Genomic DNA, 25,816 nt, shown 5'->3' on the forward strand with positions numbered 1-25,816 from the left:
GCCTGGTTTTTGAGTCAAGCCGACTCGCTTGAAAACGCCAATCCTTCATCCCTGAATCTGGCTTTAGCGCGGGCAGAAAACTCCGACGCCGCTTTCGCAGCGCCGAAATTAACCCAAATTCATGACGGGGAGCTATAGGACCGCGAAGGTGCCTTGTGCTTTTGCGACCAGTTTGTCGCCCTGGATCACGTCCGCTTCCACCACCAGGGTGCGGCGGCCGGGGTGGATCACCTTGGCCCGGCACAGCACTTCACCCTCGGCCACGGCGCGGATGTAGTTGATCTTGCATTCGATGGTGGCGCTCTGCTGGTCAAAGCCGTGGGTGCTGGAACAGGCCAGCCCCATGGCAATGTCCACCAGGCTGAAGATCGCCCCGCCATGGAGCTTTTGCCCGCGATTGCGCAACTGCGGGGTCAGCTCCAGGGCAACGTCCGCCTCGCCGGTTTCCAGGCGTTGCAGACGGCAGCCGAGCAATTGGCTGAAGGCGCTTTCGGTCAGGCCGGCAGGGATCTGCATCAGCGCTTCTTCAACTGCTTGGCGTTGGCGAACAGCGAGGCCATGGCGTTGTTGCTCGGGGCTGCGGTCGCGGTTTCCTTGCGCGGTGCGCTGCCCTGGGACGAGCGTGGCGCCGAGCCAGGACGGGAGCCGCGAGCGCCGTCGATCTTCTCGCCCGGGGTGTCGCTCATGCGCATCGACAGGCCCACGCGTTTACGCGGGATGTCGACTTCCATGACCTTGACCTTGACCACGTCGCCGGCCTTCACCGCTTCACGCGGGTCCTTGATGAACTTCTCCGACAGCGCCGAGATGTGCACCAGGCCGTCCTGGTGCACGCCGATGTCGACGAAGGCCCCGAAGTTGGTGACGTTGGTCACCACGCCTTCGAGGATCATCCCCAGTTGCAGGTCCTTGAGGTCCTCGACGCCGTCCTGGAACTCGGCGGTCTTGAACTCCGGACGCGGGTCGCGGCCGGGCTTGTCCAGTTCCTGAAGGATGTCGGTGACGGTGGGCAGGCCGAAGGTTTCGTCGGTGAATTTCTTCGGGTCCAGGCGCTTGAGGAAGCCGCTGTCGCCGATCAGCGAGCGGATGTCACGGCCGGTGTCGGCGGCGATGCGCTGCACCAGCGGGTAGGCTTCCGGGTGCACCGCCGAGGCGTCCAGCGGGTTGTCGCCGTTCATCACGCGCAGGAAGCCGGCGGCCTGTTCGAAGGTCTTTTCACCCAGGCGCGCGACCTTTTTCAGCGCGGCGCGGGTCTTGAAGGCACCGTGTTCGTCGCGGTGGCTGACGATGTTCTGCGCCAGGGTCGCGTTGAGGCCGGAGATCCGCGCCAGCAGGGCCACGGAGGCGGTGTTGACGTCGACGCCCACGGCGTTCACGCAGTCCTCGACCACCGCGTCCAGGCCACGGGCCAGTTTCAGCTGCGAGACGTCGTGCTGGTACTGGCCGACGCCGATGGATTTCGGATCGATCTTCACCAGTTCTGCCAGTGGGTCCTGCAGGCGGCGGGCGATGGATACGGCGCCACGGATCGACACGTCCAGGTCCGGGAATTCCTTGGCCGCCAGCTCCGAGGCCGAGTACACCGATGCACCGGCTTCGGACACCATGACCTTGGTCATCTTCATGGCCGGGTATTTTTTGATCAGTTCGGCGGCCAGCTTGTCGGTCTCGCGGCTGGCGGTGCCGTTGCCGATGGCGATCAGGTCCACCGAGTGCTTGGCGCACAGCGCGGCCAGGATGCCCAGGGTCTGGTCCCACTTGTTGTGCGGTACGTGGGGGTAGACCGTGGCGTGGTCCAGCAGTTTGCCGGTGGCATCCACCACCGCGACCTTGCAGCCGGTGCGCAGGCCCGGGTCCAGGCCCAGGGTGGCACGCGGGCCGGCCGGAGCGGCCAGCAGCAGGTCGTGCAGGTTGTGGGCGAAGACGTTGATCGCCTCGGTTTCCGCGTTGTCGCGCAACTCGCCCAGCAGGTCGGTTTCCAGGTGGGTGTAGAGCTTGACCTTCCAGGTCCAGCGCACCACTTCACCCAGCCATTTGTCGGCGGCACGGTTCTGGTTCTGGATGCCCACGTGCTGGCCGATCATGCCTTCGCAGGGGTGCATGGTGCCCGGCAGCTCGTCACCGACTTTCAGCGCGGAGCTGAGAATGCCTTCGTTGCGGCCGCGGAAAATCGCCAGGGCGCGGTGCGACGGCATGCTTTTCAGCGGTTCGTCATGTTCGAAGTAGTCGCGGAACTTGGCGCCTTCCTCTTCCTTGCCAGCCACCACGCGGGCGCTGAGGGTGGCTTCCTGCTTGAGGAAGTTGCGCAGCTTGTCCAGCAAACCCGCGTCTTCGGCGAAGCGCTCCATGAGGATGTACTTGGCGCCTTCCAGGGCCGCCTTGACGTCGGCCACGCCCTTGTCGGCGTTGACGAAGCGCGCGGCTTCGGCTTCCGGAGTCAGGCTTGGGTCGTTGAACAGGCCGTCTGCCAGCTCGCCGAGGCCGGCTTCCAGGGCGATCTGGCCCTTGGTGCGGCGCTTCTGTTTATAAGGCAGGTACAGGTCTTCGAGGCGGGTCTTGGTGTCGGCCAGCTTGATGTCGCGAGCCAGCTCCGGGGTCAGCTTGCCCTGCTCTTCGATGCTGGCCAGGATGCTGATCCGCCGTTCGTCGAGTTCTCGCAGGTAGCGCAGGCGCTCTTCCAGATGACGCAGTTGGGTGTCATCGAGGCTGCCGGTGACCTCTTTCCGGTAACGGGCGATGAAGGGCACGGTGGAGCCTTCATCCAATAGAGCGACGGCCGCTTCGACCTGTTGTGGGCGTACGCCGAGTTCCTCGGCAATGCGGCTGTTGATGCTGTCCATAAAACCACCTGACAAATGTGTGAAAGCAGGCCCGCGGGCACGGAAGTTGAGGCCCGGCGGGTCTGGTTGAGCGGCCTGGCACGCGCCGCCACCTGGATCAAAAGGCTGGCTGTTGACCCGTGAAATCGAAAAAATACTGCCGGCCCAGGCAAATAAAAAAAACCGGCCGCAGGCGTACTGATCAGATATTGCCCAACACAAAAGGCGGCGCATTATACCCAGCGTTACGGTCTTCGGGGTGATCGCCGGCCTCAGGCCGACAGCGGGTTTGCTGGCGATAGAGGAAAAATCTGCTAACAATGCACACGGTGCGTATAACGGCAGCTACGCCATAATGCGCACCGAGATTAGAGGAGCATCCAATGAGCAGCACTGCACAAACTGCTGAAGGCGAAAAAATTCTTATTGTTGACGACGATCCGGGGCTGAGCAGCCTGCTGGAGCGTTTTTTCGTCAGCAAGGGCTACCGTGCCCGCGCGGTACCGAACACCGAGCAAATGGACCGTCTGTTGGGTCGCGAAGTGTTCAACCTGGTGGTCCTCGACCTGATGCTGCCCGGCGAAGACGGCTTGACCGCCTGCCGCCGCCTGCGCAGTGCCAACAACCAGATTCCGATCATCATGCTCACCGCCAAGGGCGATGAGCTGAGCCGCATCAAGGGCCTGGAGCTGGGCGCCGACGATTACCTGGCCAAGCCGTTCAACCCTGACGAACTGATGGCCCGGGTCAAGGCCGTGCTCCGTCGTCAGTCGGCTCCGGTGCCGGGTGCGCCGGGCAGCGAAGACGAAAGCGTGACCTTCGGTGACTACGAACTGTCCCTGGCCACCCGCGAGCTCAAGCGTGGCGATGAAGTGCACATGCTCACCACCGGTGAGTTCGCGGTACTCAAGGCCCTGGTGATGAATGCCCGCCAGCCGCTGACCCGCGACAAACTGATGAACCTGGCCCGTGGCCGCGAGTGGGATGCGCTGGAGCGTTCCATCGACGTGCAGATCTCCCGCCTGCGGCGGATGATCGAGCCCGACCCTTCCAAGCCGCGCTATATCCAGACCGTCTGGGGCGTGGGTTATGTCTTCGTGCCGGATGGCACCGCGACCAAGTGATAGGTGATTTGTAGGAGCGAACGCCCGGGCCGGTAACGACCCGGGCGTTCGCATTCCGCAACTCCGCGAGCGCGAGCCGCTCCTGCAAAGTGTGTATTGGCTGTTATGAAAACCCCGCTGTGGTTCCCCCAGAGTTTCTTCTCCCGCACCCTGTGGCTGGTGCTGATCGTGGTGCTGTTTTCCAAGGCATTGACCCTGGTTTATCTGTTGATGAACGAGGACGTGCTGGTGGACCGGCAGTACAGCCACGGTGTGGCCCTGACCCTGCGCGCCTACTGGGCCGCCGACGAATCCAACCGCGACCAGATCGCCGAGGCCGCCGGGCTGATCAAGGTGGTGGGCAGCGGCGTGCCGGCCGGCGAGCAGCACTGGCCCTACAGCGAGATCTACCAGCGACAGATGCAGGCCGAGCTGGGCGCCGACACCGAAGTGCGCCTGCGCATGCATGCGCCGCCGGCGCTCTGGGTGCGGGCGCCGAGCCTGGGGGATGGCTGGCTCAAGGTGCCGCTGTATCCGCATCCGCTGCGGGGGCAGAAGATCTGGAGCGTGCTGGGCTGGTTCCTGGCCATCGGCCTGCTGTCCACCGCCTCGGCGTGGATCTTCGTCAGCCAGCTCAACCAACCGCTCAAGCGCCTCGTCTACGCCGCCCGGCAACTGGGCCAGGGACGCAGTGTGCGCCTGCCGATCAGCGATACGCCGAGCGAGATGACCGAGGTGTACCGCGCCTTCAACCAGATGGCCGAGGATGTGGAGCAGGCCGGGCGTGAGCGGGAGCTGATGCTGGCGGGTGTGTCCCACGACCTGCGCACGCCGCTGACCCGCTTGCGCCTGTCGCTGGAGCTGATGGGTGCGCACACCGACCTGACCGACGACATGGTGCGGGACATCGAGGACATGGACGCCATTCTCGATCAGTTCCTGGCCTTCATCCGCGACGGCCGCGACGAGTCGGTGGAAGAGGTGGACTTGAGCGATCTGGTGCGTGAAGTGGCCGCGCCCTACAACCAGAACCAGGAACGGGTGCACCTGCGCCTGGAGCCGATCCAGCCGTTCCCGCTGCGCCGGGTATCGATGAAGCGCCTGCTCAACAACCTGATTGGCAACGCCTTGAATCACGCGGGAACCGATGTCGAGGTGGCGGCCTATGTGTCCGGTGATATCAATGCACCGTATGTGGTGCTGAGTGTGATGGACCGTGGCGCAGGGATCGACCCTTCGGAGCTGGAAGCGATCTTCAACCCCTTCACCCGTGGCGATCGTGCCCGGGGCGGCAAGGGCACCGGCCTGGGCCTGGCCATCGTCAAGCGGATTGCCGCCATGCATGGCGGCAACGTTGAACTGCGCAACCGCCCCGATGGCGGCCTTGAAGCGCGAGTGCGCTTGCCGTTGGGCTTGTTGCTGCCACGCGATGCAGACTGAATACCTGTAGCCGCTGCCGCAGGCTGCGATAAGGGCCGAAGGCCCTTGCGCGGCCCACAAGCGCGACTGCTGCGCAGCCGGTCACAGCCTGCGGCAGTGGCTACAGGGGCCGCCGATCGAGCGTACCCCTTAGCCCTTACCCTTGGTCCGGGTCATGTTCGGCCCGCCATTTTTCTCGATGTGCTCGATGATGATCCCCGCCACGTTCTTGCCGGTGGTGGTCTCGATGCCTTCCAGGCCCGGCGAGGAATTGACTTCCATCACCAGCGGCCCGTGATTGGAGCGCAGGATATCCACCCCCGCCACGCTCAGGCCCATGACCTTGGCCGCCCGTAGCGCGGTCATGCGTTCTTCCGGGGTGATCTTGATCAGGCTGGCGCTGCCGCCGCGATGCAGGTTGGAGCGGAACTCACCCGGCTTGGCCTGGCGCTTCATCGCCGCGATCACCTTGTCGCCCACCACGAAGCAGCGAATGTCGGCGCCGCCGGCTTCCTTGATGTATTCCTGGACCATGATGTTCTGCTTCAGGCCCATGAAGGCCTCGATCACCGACTCCGCCGCGGTGGCGGTTTCACACAGCACTACGCCGATGCCTTGGGTGCCTTCCAGCACCTTGATCACCAGGGGCGCGCCGTTGACCATTTCGATCAGGTCGGGAATGTCGTCCGGCGAATGGGCAAAACCGGTCACTGGCAGGCCGATGCCACGCCGCGACAGCAGTTGCAGCGAACGCAACTTGTCCCGGGAGCGGGCGATGGCCACCGACTCGTTGAGCGGGAAGACTCCCATCATTTCGAACTGGCGCAGCACCGCGCAGCCATAGAAGGTCACCGAGGCACCGATCCGCGGGATCACCGCATCGAAGCCTTCCAGGGGCTTGCCGCGGTAATGGATCTGCGGCTTGTGACTGGCGATGTTCATGTAGGCGCGCAGGGTATCGACCACTACCATTTCATGGCCACGCTCGGTGCCGGCCTCGACCAGGCGACGAGTGGAATACAGACGCGGGTTACGCGACAGCACAGCGATCTTCATGCAACACCTGTGGCAGAGGTAGTGGATACCGGGAACACCGGTTTGTCTTGTACGTATTTGAGGCCCGGATTGACCACCAGTTGGCCGTCGATCAGGGCCTTGGAGCCCAGCAGCAGGCGATAGCGCATGGCCTTGCGGCAGGCGAGGGTGAATTCCACCCGCCACACGCGATCGCCCAGGGCCAGGGTGGTGCTGATCACATAGCGCACCTGAGCCTGGCCGTTGGAACTCTTGATGGTCTTCATCGCCACCAGTGGCGCTTCGCACCGTCGGTGACGCAATTGCACCACGCTGCCCAGATGGGCATTGAAACGCACCCACTGTTCACCGTCGCGCTCGAAGGGCTCGATCTCGGTGGCATGCAGGCTGGAGGTACTGGCGCCGGTGTCGATCTTGGCGCGCAGGCCGGCCACTCCCAGATCAGGAAGCGCCACCCACTCGCGCAGACCGACAACGGTCAAATGGTCAAAAGTCTTCAAATAGGGGAAATCCGCAATTAGCTTTTCCAGGCCGCGGCCGAAACCTCGGCCAGGGCTTTGAATGCAGGTTTGGCGAACCAGTAACCCTGCATCAGGTAAATTCCACAGTCGCTGAGAAAGTCTCGTTCACCAGCGCTTTCAATGCCTTCGGCAATGACTGTAACGCCCAACTCCGCACAGATTGTGACAATCCCGCGGACGATCGCCTGGCGTACGCGATCCTGGTCGACATCGCGAATCAGCGCCATGTCGAGCTTGATCAGGTCGGGTTGGAAATTCGCCAGCAAGTTCAGCCCCGAGTATCCCGCGCCGAAGTCATCGATGGCGGTCTTGAAGCCGAATTCGCGGTATTCACGCAGAATATGGGTCAAATGGCGACTGTTATCTACGTGCTGGCTTTCCAGGGTTTCGAAAATCAGCCGGTCCAGGGGAAAGTGCTGGGCGCGGGCGGCTTCCAGGGTGCTGCGAATGCACAGTTCCGGGCGGTACACGGCGTTGGGCATGAAGTTGATCGACAGGTGGCTTTGCATCCCCAGCTGTGCGGCCGTGGTGATGGCCAGGGTCCGGCAGCGTTGGTCGAAGCGATAGCGGTTGCTGTCGTCGATCTGCTCCAGCACGGTGTGGGCGCCTTCGCCATTGACCCCGCGCACCAGGGCCTCATGAGCAAAGATCGAGCGGTCGCGCAGATCGACTATGGGTTGATAGGCGAAGGAAAAATCGAAGCCTAGCGGCTGGCTTTGCTGACAGCCTTCGCAGCGGTTGCCCGGCGAGGTCAGGGATGTGGGGAAATCAGTCACGGTGACTCCTCGCGTATCAGGGCGCAACCTGGGTTATTTTAGGTGAGCGGCAGGGTATATGAGAGCCCGTTTGCAGGCTCTACCGTTGCGACATTTTTCAGCAAGAGGAATTCCAGTGGCGCACAAGCAGGAAGAAGAGGACAAGGTTCGTCTGGATAAATGGCTGTGGGCGGCGCGCTTCTACAAGACCCGTGCCCTGGCCAAGGCGGCCATCGAAAGCGGCAAGGTGCATCACCGTGGCGAGCGCTGCAAACCGGGCAAGGAGCCGCGGGTAGGTGATGAATACCAGATTCGCGCCGGCTTCGACGAGCGCACCGTGGTGGTCCAGGCCCTTTCCATCGTTCGCCGGGGGGCGCCCGAAGCGCAGACGCTCTACACGGAAACCGAAGCCAGTATCGCCAAACGCGAAACCGCCGCGGCCCAGCGCAAGGCTGGCGCCCTGGGCGTCAGTACCGATGGCAAACCGAGCAAGAAACAGCGCCGCGATCTATTCAAATTCCACGGCAGCAGCCACGAATGAAAGCCTAGGAGCCGGCTTGCCGGCGAAGGCGTCCTTCAAGGGCCCATTCGCCGGCAAGGTCTGATCAGCGCAGCAGGCTGCTGGCGCGGACCACGTTCATGCGCGAGAGCAGCGGCATCCGGCTCATCAGCTTGAACAGCGGGTGCGTCAGGCGCAGCAGGAAGTTCGACATCCGCGCCGCATACGGCGTGTAGTAACCCCAGCCCAGGGCCAGCAGCGCCAGCAGCACGCCGCCGATGTAGTCGTCCTGGCCCCAATGCGCGCCGGCCACCAGGCGCGGCATCATGAACAGCAGGGTCAGGCCCCAGACGATCAGGAACTGGCCGACGCTGCGGCTGAAGATCCCCATGAACAGCCCCCAGATCAGCAGCACCGAAGCGTGGTCGCCGGGGAAGCTCTGGCTGGAGCGGTCCTTGAGTTCCCAGGTCTTCTCCCAGCCGGGGAAGTAGTCGCTCATGTGCACGGCGCCTTCGAGCACCATGGACGGGCTGTTGTGTTGCCAATTCATCAGCGCCACCAACTTGGAAAACAGCGCGCGAATCACCACCATAAGAATCAGGATCGACAGGAAGCCGAAAAACGCCCGGCGCACGTCCACCGCCTTGAACACCCAATCACCGCGAATCAGCAGGCCGAGCATGATCAGCCCCACCACGATATCGAAGGGGCGCAGGCTGGCCACCGCCCAGATATGCAGCCAGGTGGGGTTGGTTGCCAGGGGGGTGTTGAGGTGACGGAACAGCCACTCGTCGAACATCAGGCAGTACATCTGCCCGGTTGGCCACAACCAGAATCCCAGCAGGGCCAAAGGGAGTAAATTGCACAGAACCAGCTTGCCGAGGTTCCACCTTGCTTGGAACAAACCCGGATTGTTCATAAAATATCTCCAATCACCGCAAAAACTGCACCCTTATGGTGCAAAACCGCAATTTTCGGTGCTTGTAACCTTTTTGTCATCATTCAGATACCCAGACCTATGACTGATTTGCCGGATACCGACTTCACTCAACGCTTCATCTTTGATGAGAGCGACGCCCGCGGCGAGCTGGTGGCGCTGGAGCGCAGTTACGCTGAAGTCCTCGCCAAACACGCCTATCCCGAGCCGGTGGCACAGCTGCTCGGTGAGCTGATGGCGGCGGCGTCGTTGCTGGTTGGCACCTTGAAGTTCGATGGCTTGCTGATTCTCCAGGCCCGCTCCGAAGGCCCGGTGCCGTTGCTGATGATCGAGTGCTCCAGCAACCGCGAGATCCGCGGCCTGGCCCGCTACGACGCGTCGCAGATCGCCCCTGACGCGACCCTTGCCGACATGATGCCCAACGGCGTCCTGGCCCTGACCGTGGACCCGACCCAGGGCCAGCGTTACCAGGGCATCGTCGACCTGGACGGCGCCACCCTGGCCGAATGCTTCACCAACTACTTCGTCATGTCGCAGCAGACCGGCACCCGTTTCTGGCTCTACGCCGACGGCCGCAATGCCCGCGGCCTGCTCCTGCAACAACTGCCTGCCGATCGCCTGCGCGATCCGGAAGAGCGCGAAGCCAACTGGCAGCACCTCACCGCCCTGGCCAGCACCCTGACTGCCGATGAACTGCTGAGCCTGGACAACGAAACCGTGCTTCACCGCCTGTACCACGAAGAGGCCGTGCGCCTGTTCGACGTGCAACCGCTGCGCTTCCGCTGCAGCTGCTCCCGCGAGCGCTCGGGCAATGCGCTGGTCAGCCTGGGGCTGGAAGATGCGCAGAAACTGGTGGTGGAACACGGCGGCAGCATCGAGATCGATTGCCAGTTCTGCAATGAACGCTACCTGTTCGATGCCGCCGATATCACGCAATTGTTTGCCGGTGCGGGCGTCGACACGCCGTCAGATACTCGTCACTAAAACGGTTCAGCGCAGGTAAATCACCTGGCAAACGCCGGAATTACGCCGTACTGACGGGAGGACCCTACTATTTTTGGGCTTTTCTGGCATAATCCGGCGCACTTTTTTCGCGGTAGTAGTGCGCGAGTTTCTACTACAAAACGTTTGGAGCACTCGGCCAATGGCCGACGGGGAACCTCATGACGCAAGCCAATAACGCCGTGTACACCGATCTGAGTGTGGATGATCTGGTCAAAGAAGCCCTGAACCGCGGTGAGGGCGAACTGGCCGATACCGGCGCTCTGGTGGTTCGCACCGGTCATCGTACCGGCCGTTCGCCAGTGGACCGTTTCATCGTTGAAGAGCCCACCACCCAGGACGCTATCGCCTGGGGCCCGATCAACCGCAAGTTCCCGGCGGCCAAATTCGACGCCCTGTGGGACCGCGTCGAAGCCTACCTGGGCGAGCGCGAGCGTTTTGTTTCCCACGTGCATGTAGGTTCCGATCCGGCGCACTACCTGCCAGTGAAAATGACCACCGAGACTGCCTGGCACAACCTGTTCGGCCGTTGCCTGTTCATCAACCCCGAGCAGTACAACGCCGGTGGCAAAGATGAGTGGCAGATCCTCAACGCGCCAAACTTCGTTTGCGAGCCTGAGCGCGACGGCACCAACTCCGACGGCACCGTGATCCTCAACTTCGCGGCCAAGAAAGTGCTGATCGCCGGCATGCGCTACGCCGGTGAGATGAAGAAAGCCCTGTTCTCCGTGCAGAACTTCCTGCTGCCGGCTGCCGACGTGCTGCCAATGCACTGCGCCGCCAACATGGGCGAAGACGGCGACGTGACCCTGTTCTTCGGTCTGTCGGGCACCGGCAAGACCACCCTGTCGGCCGACGAAAGCCGTTACCTGATCGGTGACGACGAACACGGCTGGGGCGTGGGCGTGGTGTTCAACATCGAAGGCGGTTGCTATGCCAAGTGCATCGACCTGTCGGAAAAGAACGAGCCGGTGATCTGGAAAGCCATCCAGCACGGCGCCGTACTGGAAAACGTGGTGATCGACCCGGTCACCAAGAAAGCCGACTACGCCGACGACAGCCTGACCCAGAACAGCCGCGCCGCCTACCCGCGCGAGCTGATCGAAAAACGCGCACCGAAGAACCTCGGTGGCGAGCCTAACGCCGTGATCTTCCTGACCTGCGACCTGACCGGCGTACTGCCACCGGTGTCGATCCTCAGCGAAGAACAAGCCGCCTACCACTTCCTGTCCGGCTACACCGCGCTGGTGGGCTCGACTGAAATGGGTTCGGGCTCGGGCATCAAGTCGACCTTCTCCACCTGCTTCGGCGCCCCGTTCTTCCCGCGTCCAGCGGGCGAATACGCCGAGCTGCTGATCAAGCGCATCCGCGGCTTCGGCTCCAAGGTCTACCTGGTCAACACCGGCTGGACCGGCGGTGGCTACGGCGTGGGCAAACGCTTCAACATCCCCACCACCCGTGGCGTGATTGCAGCGATCCAGAGCGGCGCGCTGATCGGTGCCGAGACCGAGCACCTGGACATCGTCAACCTGGACGTGCCAAAAGCCGTACCGGGCGTCGAAACCGGCCTGCTCAACCCACGCAACACCTGGGCTGACAAAGCCGCCTACGACGAAGCCGCCAAGGCCCTGGCCGGCCTGTTCATCGAGAACTTCAAGAAGTTCGACGTGAGCGACGCGATCAAGGCTGCAGGTCCGAAGCTGTAAGCTTCGACCTGCCATGAAAAAGCCGCCCTTCGGGGCGGCTTTTTTGTACCTGCTATTTGAGATCGGAGTGGCTCAGGGCATGCGCAGGTGGGCGTGCTCCAGCAGATCACAGCCGTCCTGCACCAACAGATAAAGCGCGTTGACGACGTGGGTGGTGTCTTTGCTGTCCGCTTGATCAAAGCTCAGGCAGGTGAGGGTTTCCAGTAAGTCGGAGGCCGCCCGTAGGCGTTGTCTTGCGCAGCTATACAGGTCCAGGGCATCGGCCTGGGTATCGATTACCAGGGCCGGAGTGTCGGTGAAGTTGCTCTTGAGCGGTTGATAGCGGGTTCGATCAAGGTTCATTGCGTTCATGGGATGGGTCACTTCAGGTCGTAAACAGATGCACCCGCGAGGTGTGGTGCGTTTTGCTGTTATCGGGTGACCAATCCCGCTCGCTGTATCTTTCAGCGATGTCCGAACTATAGGTTCGATCGCTCAGTGCTCTCCATCAGCCGAATTCGACGCTTTCTGTAGGGCGTGTCTTTTATGGGCTGCGAATAGACGTTCGCTCACGTCTTCAGGTGCAACACCAACGCTCCGAGCAACACCAGCACCACGCCGGTCACCTGTACCGCCGTCAGCCGCTCCTTGAAGAACACATAGCCCAGCACCGCAGCAATGCCGCCGGACAGCGTACTGATCACCGTCACCACCGACACCGAGCCGCTCATGGCGCCCCAGGAAAAGGCGAAGAACGCGCCCAGGTTCATCAGGCTGGTGGAGGCCAGCAGGCCGCAGTTTTTCAGCGGCGGGATCTTCAGTCCGTCCACGACTTTGAGCACCATCAGCAGCATCACGCCGCTGCCCACCGCGTAACCCAGCCAGAGCATGCTGATCGGCCCCAGTTGCGGCAGGGTGTAGCGGCCCTGCAGCCAGAAGCTGGTGCCGTACAGAACGGCCGAGAGCAGGGCGAAGAAGATCGAGCGGCCGGCGGCGGTGCTGTGGGGCAGTTTACTGTCCGAGTGCAGGCTGGAGAGGATGACGCCGATCACGCACACGAGGATGCACAGCAGTTGCAGCAGGCTGATCTGTTCGCCGCTGGCCCAGGACAGCAGGGTGGTGACCACGCCGTAGGAGGTCACCAATGGGGCGACGATGGAGGCTTTGCCCAGGGCGAAGGCCTTGCCCAGGGCCAGGGCGCCGGAGACGGTAAAGGCCGCGGCGAGCACGCCCATCAGCCAGACTTGCGCGGGCGCGGCCAGGGCCTTGTAGAGGATGGCGGGAAAGATCACCAGCAGCAGGCTCATCAGGGTGAACCCCAGGCTCTGGCTGAAGAACACTGCCCGTTTCACGCCCACGGCGCGGACGTTGAGCCCCACGAGAAAATCGGTGCCGCCCCAGAGCAGGGCGGCGAGCAAGCCCATCAATACGTCCACTGACTGTCCTTGTCGATTGACGGGTTGGAGGAGTGGCCGTGCTGTTTACTGCTGTGCGAGTCGAAACGCCGGCGCCATGCGTTCTTGTTCACGCCGGGACAGCCCCAGGGCCCGGGCCAGGGTGGGCCATTGGCGAACCACGCTCTGGCAGTGTTCGATGATGCCTTCCGCCTCTGCACGACCGAGGCGGAAATATGCCGCTACTTCCCGTGCCAGTTCAAGGTCCAGCGCATTGTCGGCTTCGCTGATGTTGAGTTTCAGCCCGCTGGCGTGGGCACAGGGGTTCATGTCGTAGGCCGGTGACAGGCGCCAGCCGCGCCCGGGTTCGAGCATGAAGCCATGGTTGCGCAGGTGGTCGTCGCTGTTGGACACCAGCAGGTTGAAGACCATGCGCGACCACAGCTCACGCAGGTCGGCACGGGGCTGCGCGCCGTGGGCGATCAGCACTTCGGCCAGTTCCAGGTAGCTGGCGCCGGTGGAGGCGTCGTCGCCGTCGCTGCGATCGGTGAGGGTCATGGCCGAGGCAAAGTGCAGCCGGCCGCCCGTTTCGGTGCGGTCGAAGCGCTTGATCATGAAACAGTGCTGGTCGCTGGCGAAGTGTTGCGCCATGGCCTCGGGAACCCGCAAGCCGCAATGGCTGGCCAGGGCGTTGACCAGCATCTCCCAGGCGCCGACGTCATGCTCGTCGCGGACGCTGGGAAACTTGGCGATCCACAGGTGGCCCTTGTGGTCGGCGACGCTGGCCTTGGGGCGGGTGCCACCCAGCGATCCCCCCGGGGCGATCAGCATGCGCAGCCATCGACCGCCGTCGGCGGCGCTGTTGTGCGGATCGTTTTCCAGGGCGCGGCTGGCCTGTTCCAGGGCCCGCAGCTCGACGAAGGGTGGCGCCGCGAGGCCGTCGCGGTCATCCAGGAACGGGCCTTGGTCATCGAGGCGATAGCGCAGGGCGCCGACGCGATACAGATCGTGCACCCCCAGCAGCAGGTCGGCGTCTTGCAGGCGGGTGCCGGCGGGCGCCAGGCCGTCGCGGATGTCCCGTTCCAGCCGGCGTTGCATCAGCAGATGGCCCCAGCGATCGGGGCTGGAGTCGGCAAACACGCCAAAGCGGTTTTGTTGCTGGCCGCTGAACTGCCGGCCGGCGAATCGCCCGATGCGCGGGTCCAGGGCAATGCTGGTCAGCTCGGGATCGAGCAGCGCGGCGGGGTCATATTCGAACTCGAAGACGCTGACAGCGCGGACGGTCCCGACATGCAGCCAGCCCAGGCGCCTTGGCCCGCCCAAGGACTCCCAATCGGCGTAGACGGCGATCAGCGTCATGGCTCATCGATCCTGGGCGTGGGCTTTTTCGCGGGCTGCAGCAGGCTGCTCAGCGATTGGGTATTGATCGGAAAGTCAGCCGTGGGCGGGGCGGAGGGGATCGGCTCGGCCGCGGTTTCATGCAGCGTCAGGCCGGCAGCAGGCGCCTTGGCCGAACGCAGGCTGGGGGCCCGGCGCGCTTTGCCTGGCGCGTTGCTGTCTCCCGGCAAGAGCCGGGCATCTTGCAACTGGCGGCCCAGCTCATCGCGGGCCGCCAGTTGCTCCAGGTCCCTTTCCAGCCCCAGCACCTGCATCACCGACAGGTAGGCACCCATGGTCACGCCGGACCCGCCAGACTCCAGGGAGCGCAAGGTGGTCAGTGACATGCCTGCCCGTTCGGCCACTTGCTTGGCGGTCAGCTTGCGCCGCAGGCGAGCCAGTTTCAGGCGTTCGCCAAAGGCATCGAGCAGCTTGCCTGTGGCGGGCAGCAGTGGGGCGGTTTTCTTAGCCATGTGCCATTATTCCTGGGTTTTTTCACTGAAACTGCCAAAATATTAGCACTTAATTGCATATGCGCCAGTTCGCTCCAGAGCTGGGCAGGCCGCTGCCGGGGATGTTCTTCGCGGGGCGATTTGCCCCTGCCGGGGTTAGAGCGCTTCCAGCACCTGGGTGTCCCAGTGCTGTTGCCTGATCGCCTGGTACAGCATGCCGATGGTCAGCGGCACCTTGTCGCCCCGGCCCTTGGCCCGGCGTTTCTGGAACGGGTCGAAGCCTTCGGGCTGGAAGTAGCGGTAGCTGTCGAAGTCGACAAAATCGATGCCGAACTGCTCTTCCAGGGCCAGCAGCAAATGCCGGGCATCGGCGCCGTCGCAGCCCAGGTCGAGGTTGATGGCGGTGCTCAGGCGCAGGGTCTTGCGCTCGGGCAGGCCGATTTCCTCATGCAGCAGCTGCAGCAGTTGGCGCATGGCGAGGTCGTCGGGAAAGCCGGGGGCCAGTTGCATGATCGGGTTCACTTGCGGTGTTTGAGAAGGGGCAGTGTACGGCGATTCTCCGGCAGCGTTGCAAGTCGGCGGGCGGCTGTGCAAGCCGCTCGCCCCGAGACGACGTGCGGGCCTTTTTACCCGCGATTTCCCGGGTGGGACCGAGCATTGCCGGGCAAAACTGTGTATGGTTCGCCGCTGGCTGGTGGGCCGGGATAGAGGCCCGGTCATCCTTATCTACAGGGATTTTGTTATGGCTTTTTTTCGCCTCGCGGCGCTGTTGTGGCTAGGGATGCTGGCGGGTTCGGTACAGGCTCAGGCCCTGTCGATTCAGGTGCTGGGCGCAGTGGCCAAGGGCGCGCCACTGGCCGATGTCCAGGTGCAGCTGCAACAGGGCGCGACTCAGGTAGCAGGTAGCACCGATGCCCAGGGCTGGGTCACCCTGGCGGCCCAGGTGGCCGATTCGCCGGCCAGTGAGCTGCTGATCCGTAAGGCCGGTTACGCCGACCTGCGGGTCAAGTGTCCTTGCCAGGGGTTCAACTACGCCCTGAGCCCGGTGCTGGACAACCCGGAAAGCCTGCGGATAGTGCTGAGCTGGAGCGCGCCGGGGGAGGACCTCGATGCCCACCTGAGTTATCCCCACAAACTGTTGTACTTCGCCACCGGCAAGGGACCCGGAGCTCGTCTGGAATCGGACAGCAGCGACAGCAGCCGGCCGGAGACCATCACCATCGACCAGCGTGTGCCGGGCGACGCCTACGTCTTTGCCGTGCACGACTTCACCAACAGCACCACCTACGAAGCGTTGCGCCTGGGCCGCAGCCAGGCGCGGGTCTTTGTCTATAAAGGCGCTGCGCTGATCCGCAGCTACCGCGTGCCGCAGAACCGCAAGGGCAATCTGTGGGTGGTGTTTCGCCTGACCGCCGATGGCCGCCTGCAGGATATCGATCGGCTGATGCTAGGCAGCGAGGAGCCGGAATCGGTCATGAGCGCGCTCGACCCGCTGCTGGAAAATGCCAAGTCCATCGATGAAGTGGTGGGTGCGGACTTCGGGCCGGTGGATGCCAAGAGCCTCAACCTCAAAGGCGAGGAGTCCTACCGCAAGGGCGATTTCGGCGGGGCGCGGATCTTCTACAGCGAAGCCATCGAGCTCGACCCGGGCTTTGCCCAGGCCTACAGCAACCTGGCCCTGGCCAATCGCAAGAACAGCCGCCCCGACGAGGCCATAGCCGCAGACCGCAAGGCCATCGCCCTGGCCAGTGGTCCGGCCGCATCGACCATTCGCGCCAGTGCCTACTACGACATGGCGCGCATCTACGAGGACGCCGGGCAGTTGGACACGGCGCTTGAACACTACCAAAAGGCCCGGGAGCAGAAGGCCAACCCGGTGTACGACAAGGCCATAGAGCGGCTGCAAAACCGCTGATCACACAGGCAGAAGTTATCTCCACAACGCGCCGGCAGTGGCGCGTTGTGCATTTATGGAGGTTGATATGCGATTTCGTGTTTTCCCCTGGTTGCTGGCGCTGTGCCTGTCCGGCGGTGTGGCACAGGCGGCCGGGCCGCAGATGTTCGCCACCATCGACCGCAGTGGCTGGCCCAATTCCCTGACCCGGCCAGAGGATTTTGACAGCGCTTCACGGGGCGAGATCCTGATGTTCGGCAAGGCGTTGCTGGACAGTGAAGCCTTGGACGAGCCGGCCTTGAAGCAGCGCCTGGGCGTCAGGCAACTGGACCTGAAGTCGGTGAATCAGGTGCGCCAGCGCTTCTGGGAACTGTTGCTGAACAACTATCGCCTGGCCAGCCAGGACTGCGAGGGCATGCCGTTCTGCCTGCCGGTGCGCAACCTGGGGGAGCTGCGGCAGTTGGTGGCCAGCCTCACCGCTGGCAGCAAGGCCAGCTATGAGCACTGGGCCGAGGCCAGCGCAGTGTTTCACCAGCAGTACCTGAACGAGCAGTTGCGTCTGGCGGCGCTGTTTCCCACCGTCAGCAGCGAAATCCGGCGGATGGACCCGGCGGAGCAACTGGGGGACGAGCTGGCGGACCGGCAGTTCCTGCTGACGTTCGATGACGGCCCGACTGCGCGCGATGGACGTACCGACCCGTTGATCGATGTGTTGCGTGCCCAGGATCTGCACAGCCTGTTCTTTGTGCTGGGGGACTCGTTCCAGGCACGCCTGAGCCAGTCCTCGGCCTTGCAGATGCGCGAGCTGTATGACGGCCAGTGCGTGGGCATACATGGCTGGGAGCACAAATCCCACGCCTCATGGCGCGAGTGGCAGAACTCGGTGATCCACAGCGCCAACCTGGCCAATCGCACTCTGGCGGACCAGTACCTGCCCTTGTTTCGCCCGCCCTACGGCCAGCGTCGCAGCGACAGTGCCGGGTTCTTCAAGGCTCAGGGGCTGCAGCTGATGCTGTGGAACATCGACTCCCAGGACTGGAGCAAGAAAGTCAGTGCCACGGCTGCCGCCCAACGGGTGCAGACCCTGATGCTGCTCTGGCGCCGCGGCATCATTCTGTTTCATGACACCCACGCCAAGGCCGCCCGGGCGGTGCCGGCACTGCTTGAGGCCAATCGGCACAATGGCGTGCAATGGCTGGACTGTCGGAACCTGCGTTAGGGTTGGCCACTTGCTTCGCCCCTGGGCGCCGGCCAGCCGGCGCAGGGGCGGGGCTGTGAGGCAAAGCGCTATCGCCCGGTAGCATCCGGTATCCGTTTTTGCGCGACCTTTTCTCGACCCGCCGACCTGTGCCGCTAGTCTTCAACACAGGTCAGCGGTCAAAGGAGTGACCCTTATGCACAGCACCCTCGAACAGGTCTTCGGTTATCCACAGTTTCGTCCGGGCCAGGAGGCCGCGGTCAGCGCGGTACTGGCCGGACGCTCCGCGGCGGCGATCTTCCCCACCGGCTCCGGCAAGTCCCTGTGCTACCAATTGCCGGCCCTGCTGCTGCCGCACCTGACCCTGGTGGTCTCGCCGCTGCTGGCGCTGATGCAGGACCAGTTGGCCTTTCTCCAGCGTCACGGCATTGCCGCCGCCAGCATCGACTCGGCCCAGGGCCGCGATGAAGCCAATGACGTCATGGCGCGGGCCCGCTCCGGTGAGCTGAAGATCCTGATGATCTCGGTGGAGCGCCTGAAGAACGAGCGTTTCCGCAACTTTCTGCAGCAGGTGCCCATCTCCCTGCTGGTGGTGGATGAGGCTCACTGCATCTCCGAGTGGGGCCACAACTTCCGTCCCGACTACCTGAAGCTGCCGGACTACCAGCGCCAGTTCAGGATTCCCCAGGCCCTGTTGCTCACGGCCACCGCGACGCCCAAGGTGATCGCCGACATGCAGGCCAAGTTCGCCATTGATGCCGCTGACGTGGTGACCACCGGCTTCTACCGGCCCAATCTCAACCTGTTGGTGGAGCCGGTGCGCGGTGCGGACAAGCGCCGGCGCCTGGTGCAGTGGATGGGCGAGCGGGCCGGGCAGCCCAGCATTGTCTACGTGACCCTGCAAAAGACCGCCGAGCAGATCGCCGAGCACTTGAGCCGCCAGGGCATCGCCGCCGAGGCCTACCACGCCGGTCTGCCCCACGAGCAGCGCGAGTTGATCCAGCGCCGGTTCATGGAAGGGCGCAGCCACTGCATCGTTGCCACCATCGCCTTCGGCATGGGCATCGACAAGAGCGACATCCGTAACGTGGTGCACTTCGACCTGCCCAAGTCCATCGAAAACTACAGCCAGGAAATCGGCCGCGCCGGGCGCGACGGCCAGCCTTCGGACTGCCTGGTGCTGGCCAACCGCGACAGCCTCAACGTGCTGGAGAATTTCGTCTACGGCGATACCCCGGAACTGAGCGGCATCCGCTGCGTGCTGGATGAGTTGCAGGCGTCGGCGCCGGAAGGTCAGTGGGAGTTCCTGCTCGGGCCCCTGGCGGATCAGAGCAACATTCGCCAGTTGCCGCTCAAGACCCTGCTGGTGCAACTGGAACTGCGCGGCCTGATCGCTCCGCGCTACGCCTATTTCTCCGAATACCGTTTCAAGCTTCTTGAGGAGCCCCAGGCCCTGCTGGCGCGTTTCGAAGGCGAGCGCCGGGACTTTGTCGAAGCCATCATCAACACCTCGAGCCGGGCCCGGACTTGGGCCACGGTGAATTTCGACGCGCTCTACGAGCAGTACCAGGCACCGCGCACCCGGGTGGTCAAGGCCCTGGATTACTTCCAGGAAAAGGGTTGGGTGGAGCTGGAAAGCAAGCAGATGACCGAGGTCTACAGCCTGCTGCAAACCGACTTCGACGCCGGGGCCTTGAGCACGGACTTGCACGCTTATTTCACCCGGCATGAGGGCGGCGAGATTGCGCGGATTCACGCCATGCTCGACCTGTTCGCCACCGAGCAGTGCCTGGGGCACCGCCTGGCGCAGTATTTTGGTGACGATCAGGCGCCCCAGCGTTGTGGGCATTGTTCGGTCTGTCACGGCCAGGTGGCACGACTGCCGGAGCCACCCGCACTGCCGGCGCTTGTGGATAAAAACTTCGACGGGCTGTGCGGCGATTTTATCCACAGGCATCAGCAGCACACCGGCGATGTACCCGGAGCCGAGCGGCTGACGCGCTTTCTCTGCGGCATCAGCGTGCCGCTGTTCACCAAGCTCAAGGCCCGCAGCATTCCCGGTTTCGCGGCATTGGAGGATTACCCTTACGTCGCGGTACGTGAGTGGTGCGAGGCTCATCTGGCGGCGTGACTGGCCGGCGGGGCGATCGCTGCAAAAGGGTTTGCCCAGGCTTGGCCGTCTGCGGTGAAATGCCCGGCGATCAGCCGATCGTCCGGTCTGCAATCCAAGGGAGAGAGCCCCGATGTCCGAGCCTATGCCGCAACGCGGCGACTATCGCCATTTCCAGCCAATCATCACCCGCTGGCACGACAACGACGTCTACGGCCATGTGAACAACGTCACCTACTACAGCTTCTTCGACACGGCGGTGAATACCTACCTGATCGAACAGGGCGGCCTGGATATTCATGGGGGCGAGGTGGTGGGATTCGTGGTCAGCTCGGCTTGCGACTACTTTGCGTCCGTCGCTTTCCCCGAGCGAATCGAGATCGGCCTGCAGGTCGGCAAACTGGGCAACAGTTCGGTGCAGTACGAACTGGCGGTGTTCAAGGCGGGAGAGGCGGATGCCTGTGCGGCGGGGCGTTTCGTCCATGTATTCGTGGACCGGGAGTCAAACCAGCCGGTGCCGATTCCGCCCGCGTTGCGAGCGGCTCTGGAGCGTCTGCTGCTGGCGTGAACTTCGATACTCGATCTCAATCCCGGCACTGGCATTTGTAGCCGCTGCCGAAGGCTGCGATCGGCTCCGCAGGAGACGCCAAACCTCAATCCACGGGGCAACTGACCCACCGCGGCGCCTGGCTTGGCGCCGCCTGCGGCAGCGGCTACAGGGCGCTGGGTCAGTCGCGATAGTGATGGTGTTTGCGATGCCCGTAGGCGTGGCCACGGCCTCGGTGGCCGTCGCGGTAGTAGCGGCGGTCGTCGCGGCCACGGTAGTCGCGATCTTCCCGGGCGCTTTCGTTGCCCATGTAGTTGCCCAGTGCACCGCCGGCGCCACCGCCTGCAGCGGCACCGATCAGGCTGCCGGAGTTGCCGCCCATGCTGCGGCCCACCACGTTGCCGCCGGCTGCGCCCAGGGCGCCGCCAATGGCCGCCTGGCCACGGCTGCGTTTGTCCGCACCCACTGCGCTGCCGCCGGCGCCGCCCAGGGCCGCACCAATAGCCGAACCGGTGTTGCCGCCGATCTGCTGACCGACCACCGAGCCTAGAACCCCGCCCAATGCGCCGCCCACACCGGCTTCAACGGTGCCACCGGCAGAGGCGACGCCGCTGACCAGGCCAAGGGACAACAAGAGAATCGAGGAGAACTTCATACAGGAGCCTCAAAGGGATGACGGCGCGATCCTGAGGCTGTACCGCGATGCTTACAAACGAAATCCGACGAATAGCACGAGTTGTACACAATCTCGTAACTTACTGTTTTTATTACGGAACTTAAGTGAATTTCGCCGGTCTTTAACTACTTCGGAATGGCCGCTTTGTTAGCAAAGCGGCCTTTTTTGTGCCTGCGGTTCAGGCGCGGGGAGGGGCTGTCGCCGGCAAGCCGCCTCCTGCGATTCACGCGCTAACCGTAGGAGCTGGCTTGCCAGCGAAGAGGCCCTCAAGGCAGGAATCAGGCCGAGCGAGCCATGATCAGACCATTGTCGCTGGCCGCCTCCAGGCGGATGGCGATGAACTTCGAGGTCGGTGTATGGCTGCCGTCGCCGGTGCTTTCCAGGGGCACCAGTGGGTTCACTTCCGGGTAGTAGGCTGCGGCCTGGCCGGCTGGAATGTCGAAGGCCAGCAGGGTGAAGCCCTTGACCCGACGCTCGCGGCCGTCATCCCACAGGGAAACGATGTCGGCTTTCTGCCCCGGCTTGAAGCCCAGGCGGATGATGTCCGCTTCATTGGCGAACAGCACGTCGCGCTGGCCCTTGACCCCGCGGTAGCGGTCATCGAGGCCGTAGATGGTGGTGTTGTACTGGTCGTGGGAGCGCATCGATTGCAGGATCAGGTCCGGCAGTTGACCGGTGGCCCGGGTGCGTTCGTGGATCAGGTCCTTGGGCAGCAGGTTGGCGCGGAAGTTGGCCCGACCCGAAGGGGTGTTCCACTGGCGCGAACCGGCGCTGTTGCCCAGGTAGAAACCGCCCGGATGCTTGAGCCGTTCATTGAAGTCCTTGAAGCCGGGAATGGTGTCGGCGATCAGGTCGCGGATGCGCCCGTAATCCGCCGCCAGCCAGTTCCAGTCCACCGGCTGGCTGCCCAGGGTCGCGGCAGCGATGCCCGCCACGATCCACGGCTCGGAGCGCATCTGCGATGACAGTGGCTGCAACTGGCCATTGGAGGCGTGAACCATGCTGAAGGAGTCTTCCACGGTCACCGCTTGCGGGCCGCCGGCCTGCTGGTCGATGTCGGTGCGGCCCAGGCACGGCAGGATCAGCGCGTCCTTGCCGTGGGCCAGGTGGCTGCGGTTGAGCTTGGTGCTGATCTGCACGGTGAGGTCGCAGTTGCTCAGGGCCTGGAAGGTTCGCGGGCTGTCCGGAGTGGCTTGGGCGAAGTTGCCGCCCAGGCCGATGAACACCCTGGAGCGGCCTTCGAGCATGGCGTGGATCGCCTCGACCACGTTGTGGCCGTTGTCGCGCGGCACCTTGAACTGGAAGCGCCGCTCCAGGGCGTCAAGGAAGGCCACTGGCGGGCGTTCGTTGATGCCCATGGTGCGGTCGCCCTGCACGTTGCTGTGGCCACGCACCGGGCACAGGCCGGCACCGGGCTTGCCGATGTTGCCGCGCAGCAGCATCAGGTTGGCGATTTCCTGGATGGTCGGCACCGAGTGGCGGTGCTGGGTGATGCCCATGGCCCAGCACATGATCACGTTCTTGCCCTTGGCGTACATGCGCGCCGCCTGCTCGATCTCCACCAGGGTCAGGCCGGACTGCTCGACAATCTGCTCCCACGGGGTGTCGTCGAGGGTGCCCAGGTAATCCAGCACATGGGCGGTGTGGGCGTTGAGGAAGTCGTGGTCGAACACCGATTCTGCGCCGGCTTTCTGCGCATCGCGTTCCCACTGCAGGAGGAACTTGGCCATGCCCCGCAGCAGCGCCATGTCGCCGCCCAGGGCCGGGCGGAAGTAGGCGGTGTTGGTCGGGCGGTTGCCGTTGGTGAGCATTTCGAGCGGGTTCTGCGGGTGCTGGAAACGTTCCAGGCCGCGCTCTTTCAACGGGTTGATGCAGACCACCTGGGCGCCGCGCTTCACCGCTTCACGCAGCGGTTCGAGCATCCGCGGGTGGTTGGTGCCGGGGTTCTGGCCCCAGACGAAGATCGCGTCCGCGTGTTCGAAGTCGTCGAAGGTCACGGTGCCCTTGCCGACTCCGACGCTTTGCGCCAGGGCCACGCCGCTGGCTTCGTGGCACATGTTCGAGCAGTCGGGGAAGTTGTTGGTGCCGTAGGCGCGGACGAACAGCTGATACAGGTACGCCGCCTCGTTGCTGGCCCGGCCCGAGGTATAGAACTCGGCCATATTCGGGCTGGGCAGGTTGTGCAGGTGCTGGGCGATCAGGTTGAAGGCGTTTTCCCAGCTGATGGGCCGGTAGCGGTCGGTGTCGGCGTCGTAGCGCATCGGCTCGGTCAGCCGGCCCTGGTACTCCAGCCAGTAGTCGCTTTGTTCCAGCAGGGAGGTGACGCTGTGCTTGGCGAAGAAGGCCGCGTCCACCCGGCGCTTGGTGGCTTCCCAGTTCACCGCCTTGGCGCCGTTCTCGCAGAACTTGACCATGCCGCTTTCCGGCGAGTCGCCCCAGGCGCAGCCCGGGCAGTCGAAGCCGCCGTTCTGGTTGGTCTTGAGCATCATGCGGATGTTCTTCAGGGCGTTGTCGCTGGTCAGCCAGGCCTGGGCCACGCTGATCAGGGCGCCCCAGCCACCGGCCGGGCCCTTGTAGGGCTTGTAGCGGGCTACGGGGGGCTGATCGGCTTGGTGGTGTGTACTCACTGGGGATTCTCCAACGCGGGGCTGTGGACCCGCGGCGCACGGTTCTGCGGCAGGTGGGCAGGGTTGAGGCAGTGATGACGCGGCCATTGCGCGGCCTGGCTGGTGTCATCCGCTAACGGGCGCTCAAGGATGCAGTGGGTCTGGCTGGCGTCGAGCGCGGGTGCGGGAGTTGCCGGGGCTGGCATGGGTGAGGGGCCGGCGGCCATCGGGTCCCAAGACTAAGCGCGGCATTGTGTCGCGTCTAATTGCTAGTACTGATCTATTGATAGATGGCGTCGATCAAGGGGCGGGGAAGGATTGTCGGTAGAGATCGAAGCAGGCTTGTGCCAGGGCCGAGCGTGGCGCGCTGCGGCGCATGATCAGGCCCAGGCGGGCCAGGGTCTGGGCGTCGGCGATCGGCTGCAGCCGCAGGTGCTCGGTGAGGATCTCCAGACCGCTGTCCAGGGGCATCACCGCGCAACACAGGCCGCCGTGGACCAGGCGCAGCAGCTGATGGACCGCGTCGGTCTGCAGCAGTGGCTGTGGCTGCAGGCCGCGAATGTGGAAGTGATGGTCGATGGACTGGCGAAAGTGCATGCCGCTGGTGAGCAGGCCCAGGGGCAGTTCGATCAGCGACTCCCAGCTCAGGGGGTGTTCGCCGAAGCTGAAATGCCGCTGGTCATAGAGCAGGCCCATGTGGGTGGGTTCCAGGGGCAGGGAGTCGAAGAGCTCGCTGTCCAGGCGCTCCAGGTAGGACACGCCGAGGTCCAGGCGATTGCTCGCCAGCTGTTCGAGGATCTGCTCCGAGCTCAGGGACGAGAGTTCAAAGCGCAGGTTCGGGTGTTCGGCGTGCAGGTGCTGCAGCAGCGGCAGCGGATCGAAGCTCGACAGCGGCACCACCCCCAGACGCAGGGTGCCCACCAGACTGCCGCGGCAGGCTGCGGCTTCGGCCAGCAGGCCGTCATAGGCGGTCATCACGCTGCGGGCCCAGGCCAGGACCCGCTCGCCGGGGGCGGTGAAGCCTTCGAAGCGCTGGCCACGGTTGACCAGGGGCAGATCGAGTTCTTCCTCCAGGCTGCGCAGGCGCATCGACAGGGTCGGCTGGGTGATGTGGCAGCGCGCGGCGGCCTGGCCGAAGTGGCGGGTTTCGTCGAGGGCGATGAGGAATTTCAGCTGCTTGAGGTCCATCGTCGCTCCGGCGCGGCAAAAGGCCGGGATTCTACCCTGTAGGCGCGGGCCTGGGTCACTCGTCGTCCGGGAACCTCATGGTCCGGGGCTGGTCTAGTCTTTCGCGTCTGGATCTATCAACCAAGGAGTGTGCGACATGAGCATTTTCAGCTTTGTGAAGGAAGCGGGCGAGAAACTGATCGACCTGTTGACCCCGGGTAACACCAATGCAAGCGAGCAACTCAAGGAGCACATTGAAAAGGTCGGCCTGGGCAATCCCAATGTCCATGCCACGGTGGAAGGCGACAAGGTGATCGTCAGCGGTGAAGTGGCGAGCCAGGAAGAAAAGGAAAAAATCCTCCTGGCCCTGGGCAACATTGCCGGAGTCGGCAGTGTCGAGGACCAGATCAGCGTGACCGGTCCGGTGCTGGTGTCCGCCGTGTTCGTCACCGTGAAGAAGGGCGATACCCTGAGCGCCATTGCCAAGGTGCAATACGGCGACGCCAACCAGTACCACAAGATTTTCGAGGCCAACAAACCGCTGCTGTCCCACCCGGACAAGATCTATCCGGGCCAGGTGCTGCGCATTCCCGAGTAACCCATCGAGCCGTTGCCGGGCG

Annotated in this window: 24 protein-coding genes; 10 read left to right on the forward strand and 14 right to left on the reverse strand. The window is 63.7% G+C overall.

All coding sequences use genetic code 11. The annotated features are described in order from the left end of the window. Nucleotides 1-132: 132 nt before the first annotated feature. Together PST29_RS01405 and PST29_RS01410 are read right to left on the reverse strand one after the other, a co-directional pair. Complete coding sequence (locus PST29_RS01405; protein WP_011058654.1) at nucleotides 133-516, reverse strand: PaaI family thioesterase; 384 nt, start codon at nucleotides 514-516, stop codon at nucleotides 133-135. Further along, nucleotides 516-2,840 carry a Tex family protein gene (locus tag PST29_RS01410; protein ID WP_060837035.1) on the reverse strand — a complete coding sequence of 775 codons (2,325 nt, stop codon included), beginning with the start codon at nucleotides 2,838-2,840 and terminating at the stop codon, nucleotides 516-518. Before PST29_RS01410 ends, PST29_RS01405 begins: the two co-directional genes overlap by 1 nt. Before the next feature lie 362 nt (nucleotides 2,841-3,202). On the opposite strand from PST29_RS01410, the gene ompR reads away from it, so the two are divergent. Then, nucleotides 3,203-3,943 (forward strand): osmolarity response regulator transcription factor OmpR, encoded by a 741-nt coding sequence (gene ompR, locus PST29_RS01415; protein WP_016966992.1) that lies wholly within the window; start codon nucleotides 3,203-3,205, stop codon nucleotides 3,941-3,943. Between the two features lie 105 nt (nucleotides 3,944-4,048). After that, on the forward strand, nucleotides 4,049-5,362 hold the full coding sequence (locus PST29_RS01420; RefSeq protein WP_060837036.1) for an ATP-binding protein: 1,314 nt from the start codon (nucleotides 4,049-4,051) through the stop codon (nucleotides 5,360-5,362). A gap of 129 nt (nucleotides 5,363-5,491) precedes the next feature. Here PST29_RS01420 and rimK read toward each other — a convergent pair whose 3' ends face one another. Genes rimK through rimA form a run of 3 tightly spaced genes read right to left on the reverse strand, consistent with a single transcriptional unit; the run spans nucleotide 5,492 to nucleotide 7,673 of the window. Beyond that, the gene (rimK, locus tag PST29_RS01425; RefSeq protein ID WP_007931744.1) at nucleotides 5,492-6,397 is read right to left on the reverse strand and encodes a 30S ribosomal protein S6--L-glutamate ligase; all 906 of its coding nucleotides are present in this window, start codon (nucleotides 6,395-6,397) and stop codon (nucleotides 5,492-5,494) included. Next, complete coding sequence (rimB, locus tag PST29_RS01430) at nucleotides 6,394-6,876, reverse strand: retropepsin-like aspartic endopeptidase RimB (protein ID WP_060837037.1); 483 nt, start codon at nucleotides 6,874-6,876, stop codon at nucleotides 6,394-6,396. Before rimB ends, rimK begins: the two co-directional genes overlap by 4 nt. Before the next feature lie 17 nt (nucleotides 6,877-6,893). Next, entirely contained in the window at nucleotides 6,894-7,673 is a 780-nt protein-coding gene (rimA, locus tag PST29_RS01435; protein WP_060837038.1) for a S6 modification regulatory phosphodiesterase RimA, read from the reverse strand. A gap of 115 nt (nucleotides 7,674-7,788) precedes the next feature. On the opposite strand from rimA, the gene PST29_RS01440 reads away from it, so the two are divergent. Then, nucleotides 7,789-8,193 carry an RNA-binding S4 domain-containing protein gene (locus tag PST29_RS01440; RefSeq protein ID WP_016966989.1) on the forward strand — a complete coding sequence of 135 codons (405 nt, stop codon included), beginning with the start codon at nucleotides 7,789-7,791 and terminating at the stop codon, nucleotides 8,191-8,193. 64 nt (nucleotides 8,194-8,257) lie between these two features. Here PST29_RS01440 and PST29_RS01445 read toward each other — a convergent pair whose 3' ends face one another. Continuing rightward, nucleotides 8,258-9,070 carry a phosphatase PAP2 family protein gene (locus PST29_RS01445; RefSeq protein ID WP_060842178.1) on the reverse strand — a complete coding sequence of 271 codons (813 nt, stop codon included), beginning with the start codon at nucleotides 9,068-9,070 and terminating at the stop codon, nucleotides 8,258-8,260. Between the two features lie 99 nt (nucleotides 9,071-9,169). On the opposite strand from PST29_RS01445, the gene hslO reads away from it, so the two are divergent. Both hslO and PST29_RS01455 read left to right on the forward strand, forming a co-directional pair. Beyond that, nucleotides 9,170-10,072 carry an Hsp33 family molecular chaperone HslO gene (gene hslO / locus PST29_RS01450; RefSeq protein WP_060837040.1) on the forward strand — a complete coding sequence of 301 codons (903 nt, stop codon included), beginning with the start codon at nucleotides 9,170-9,172 and terminating at the stop codon, nucleotides 10,070-10,072. A 179-nt stretch (nucleotides 10,073-10,251) separates the two neighbouring features. Then, nucleotides 10,252-11,796 carry a phosphoenolpyruvate carboxykinase gene (locus tag PST29_RS01455; RefSeq protein ID WP_060837041.1) on the forward strand — a complete coding sequence of 515 codons (1,545 nt, stop codon included), beginning with the start codon at nucleotides 10,252-10,254 and terminating at the stop codon, nucleotides 11,794-11,796. Between the two features lie 72 nt (nucleotides 11,797-11,868). Here the strand turns inward: PST29_RS01455 and PST29_RS01460 are convergent, their stop codons facing one another. From PST29_RS01460 to PST29_RS01480, 5 genes are all read right to left on the reverse strand, one after another. Then, nucleotides 11,869-12,147 (reverse strand): hypothetical protein, encoded by a 279-nt coding sequence (locus tag PST29_RS01460; RefSeq protein WP_060837042.1) that lies wholly within the window; start codon nucleotides 12,145-12,147, stop codon nucleotides 11,869-11,871. Between the two features lie 197 nt (nucleotides 12,148-12,344). Continuing rightward, nucleotides 12,345-13,199, reverse strand: a complete 855-nt coding sequence (locus PST29_RS01465; protein WP_173664425.1) for a DMT family transporter — start codon at nucleotides 13,197-13,199, stop codon at nucleotides 12,345-12,347. Nucleotides 13,200-13,256: 57 nt separating this feature from the next. Continuing rightward, the gene (locus tag PST29_RS01470; RefSeq protein ID WP_060842180.1) at nucleotides 13,257-14,528 is read right to left on the reverse strand and encodes a type II toxin-antitoxin system HipA family toxin; all 1,272 of its coding nucleotides are present in this window, start codon (nucleotides 14,526-14,528) and stop codon (nucleotides 13,257-13,259) included. Continuing rightward, nucleotides 14,525-15,019, reverse strand: coding sequence for a helix-turn-helix domain-containing protein (locus PST29_RS01475; RefSeq protein WP_060842181.1), 495 nt, complete (start codon nucleotides 15,017-15,019; stop codon nucleotides 14,525-14,527). Before PST29_RS01475 ends, PST29_RS01470 begins: the two co-directional genes overlap by 4 nt. Before the next feature lie 135 nt (nucleotides 15,020-15,154). Further along, nucleotides 15,155-15,508, reverse strand: a complete 354-nt coding sequence (locus tag PST29_RS01480; RefSeq protein WP_060837045.1) for a DUF1493 family protein — start codon at nucleotides 15,506-15,508, stop codon at nucleotides 15,155-15,157. Nucleotides 15,509-15,740: 232 nt separating this feature from the next. Here PST29_RS01480 and PST29_RS01485 point away from each other — a divergent pair, with 232 nt between their 5' ends. The 4 genes from PST29_RS01485 to PST29_RS01500 all read left to right on the forward strand — a co-directional run bounded on the left by PST29_RS01485 (nucleotide 15,741) and on the right by PST29_RS01500 (nucleotide 20,768). Further along, nucleotides 15,741-16,913 (forward strand): YfaP family protein, encoded by a 1,173-nt coding sequence (locus PST29_RS01485; protein WP_060842182.1) that lies wholly within the window; start codon nucleotides 15,741-15,743, stop codon nucleotides 16,911-16,913. 67 nt (nucleotides 16,914-16,980) lie between these two features. Beyond that, a complete protein-coding gene (locus PST29_RS01490; protein ID WP_060837047.1) occupies nucleotides 16,981-18,111 on the forward strand; it encodes a polysaccharide deacetylase family protein in 1,131 nt (376 codons plus the stop codon). 175 nt (nucleotides 18,112-18,286) lie between these two features. Then, complete coding sequence (locus PST29_RS01495; protein ID WP_060842183.1) at nucleotides 18,287-20,221, forward strand: RecQ family ATP-dependent DNA helicase; 1,935 nt, start codon at nucleotides 18,287-18,289, stop codon at nucleotides 20,219-20,221. A gap of 112 nt (nucleotides 20,222-20,333) precedes the next feature. Then, nucleotides 20,334-20,768 carry an acyl-CoA thioesterase gene (locus PST29_RS01500; RefSeq protein ID WP_060842184.1) on the forward strand — a complete coding sequence of 145 codons (435 nt, stop codon included), beginning with the start codon at nucleotides 20,334-20,336 and terminating at the stop codon, nucleotides 20,766-20,768. Nucleotides 20,769-20,928: 160 nt separating this feature from the next. Here the strand turns inward: PST29_RS01500 and PST29_RS01505 are convergent, their stop codons facing one another. The 3 genes from PST29_RS01505 to PST29_RS01515 all read right to left on the reverse strand — a co-directional run bounded on the left by PST29_RS01505 (nucleotide 20,929) and on the right by PST29_RS01515 (nucleotide 25,217). Further along, nucleotides 20,929-21,402: a YMGG-like glycine zipper-containing protein gene (locus tag PST29_RS01505; protein ID WP_060837050.1), complete on the reverse strand. Its 474-nt coding sequence runs from the start codon at nucleotides 21,400-21,402 to the stop codon at nucleotides 20,929-20,931. A 299-nt stretch (nucleotides 21,403-21,701) separates the two neighbouring features. Further along, nucleotides 21,702-24,050: an FdhF/YdeP family oxidoreductase gene (locus PST29_RS01510; protein ID WP_060842185.1), complete on the reverse strand. Its 2,349-nt coding sequence runs from the start codon at nucleotides 24,048-24,050 to the stop codon at nucleotides 21,702-21,704. A 279-nt stretch (nucleotides 24,051-24,329) separates the two neighbouring features. Beyond that, complete coding sequence (locus PST29_RS01515; RefSeq protein ID WP_060842186.1) at nucleotides 24,330-25,217, reverse strand: LysR family transcriptional regulator; 888 nt, start codon at nucleotides 25,215-25,217, stop codon at nucleotides 24,330-24,332. 136 nt (nucleotides 25,218-25,353) lie between these two features. On the opposite strand from PST29_RS01515, the gene lysM reads away from it, so the two are divergent. Further along, nucleotides 25,354-25,794 (forward strand): peptidoglycan-binding protein LysM, encoded by a 441-nt coding sequence (lysM, locus tag PST29_RS01520; RefSeq protein ID WP_060837053.1) that lies wholly within the window; start codon nucleotides 25,354-25,356, stop codon nucleotides 25,792-25,794. Nucleotides 25,795-25,816 lie beyond the last annotated feature (22 nt).

This window comes from Pseudomonas sp. St29, assembly GCF_001547915.1.
Classification (GTDB): domain Bacteria; phylum Pseudomonadota; class Gammaproteobacteria; order Pseudomonadales; family Pseudomonadaceae; genus Aquipseudomonas.